The 1313-nt window shown below is 63.7% G+C and carries 2 protein-coding genes; one reads left to right on the top strand and one right to left on the bottom strand.

Going from position 1 to position 1313, the window contains the following annotated elements:
- A partial coding sequence (locus EC86_RS25755) for a ParB N-terminal domain-containing protein (protein ID WP_029523717.1) occupies positions 1–418 on the bottom strand: 418 nt, incomplete at its 3' end.
- A gap of 552 nt (positions 419–970) precedes the next feature.
- Here EC86_RS25755 and EC86_RS0100235 point away from each other — a divergent pair.
- A complete protein-coding gene (locus EC86_RS0100235; RefSeq protein ID WP_029523716.1) occupies positions 971–1219 on the top strand; it encodes a hypothetical protein in 249 nt (82 codons plus the stop codon).
- The last annotated feature ends 94 nt before the right edge of the window (positions 1220–1313 follow it).

Below are 1313 nucleotides of genomic sequence, written 5' to 3'. Positions count from 1 at the left end.
CGGCGCGCTGCTGGTTCTCAACGAGCTGCTCGGCAAAGTCGCCCGAGCCCGCCGGACGAATCACCGCGGGAATGTCCGGCACCTCGGCAAGCCGGGACGCGCGCAGGCGGCGCGCGCCAAAGGCTAGCAGATAACGCCCATTGACGGGCGGACGCACGACGATGGGTTGGACCACCCCGTGCGCCCGGATGCTGTCGGCCATGCTTTGCAACTCGGCCGTATCAAAGACGGTGCGGGGCTGGTGCGGGTCTTCATCGATATCGCCCAATGAAAGGCGCAGCGCCTCGCCTGGCGCCTGGCTGCTCGCCACGCGCAGGCTGGCCCGGATCGCCTCGGGCAGCCGGGCGCGAGGCTTGATGGAAATGACGGGCCGGGGGGCCTGCTGGGGTGAAAAGGGAAAAAGGTCGTCGTTGGGCATAAGTGAAAAGCCATCTGAGGCTAAGCAGCCGATCTTATAGGGAACTGCGCTTAAGGCGCTGCGGATTTTTTCTTCGGCCTGGCAGGCAGCAGTGCTTTTTAAACAGTTCGCGCTTGCTGTGAAAGGGACCATCCCCCGAGGGCGCAGGAGACTGCCTGAGTTGTGTTGCACGGGAAGCCCACAAGCTTTGCACCGTGCAAGACTGCCGGCTTGCTCGGGTCAGGCACCAAAGCCTTGCAAAAAGGAAATCCAGCTTGTGCTGTGCCCTGCCCCGCCATTTCTCGGCGATGAAAATTCATAACCTGCCCGGTCGGCAAACACCTGCCTGGTAGACCTCACTGCTGTTTAAAGTGATTTGGGATCGTCATCAATAATCGAGGCCATGAGCTCGCTTGCAATGCCAACCCCAGCTTCGCCAGCCGTGCCCGCGTACGCGTGTGAGCAGGGAATCGATGCCCGGCAGCTGGAAGTTGCGCGCATCCGCTGGAGCTGCTTTATGGCGAAGTCGCCGCGGACAGGCCAGGCTTCATCGCCCGGCCGGGCCAGTACGAGATGATGCAGGGGTGCCCGCTGACGTTCCTCTCGGCCAGGGCACCCGAGGACGCAGACCGCTCGGGCAGCCACCTGGCACAGTTAGAGGCGGGCACCGGCACCGGCAAGACGGTGGCCTACTGCCTGGCGGCCCTTGTCGCGGCCGAGGTGCTCAAGAAAACCGTGATGATCTCGTCCGCCACCGCGGCGCTGCAGGAGCAGCTCATCCACAAGGACTGCCGCGCCTGGCAGGCATCATTCCCGAGCTGACGTTCGACATCCTCAAGGGCCGGGCCCGCGTAACCGGTAACCCTGCGGCGTTGTTGACGCGTAAGCCCGAATGCTCAGGAAGGTCGGAGTCAGG

It is taken from the genome of Polaromonas glacialis (assembly GCF_000709345.1).
In the GTDB taxonomy this organism is placed as follows: domain Bacteria; phylum Pseudomonadota; class Gammaproteobacteria; order Burkholderiales; family Burkholderiaceae_C; genus Polaromonas; species Polaromonas glacialis.
This window is presented reverse-complemented; position numbering and strand designations above follow the sequence as displayed.

What these genes read in the sequence shown, in the direction of transcription:
- EC86_RS0100235 (WP_029523716.1), top strand. Translation starts at nt 971, where the DNA reads ATGATGCAGGGGTGCCCGCTGACGTTCCTCTCGGCCAGGGCACCCGAG.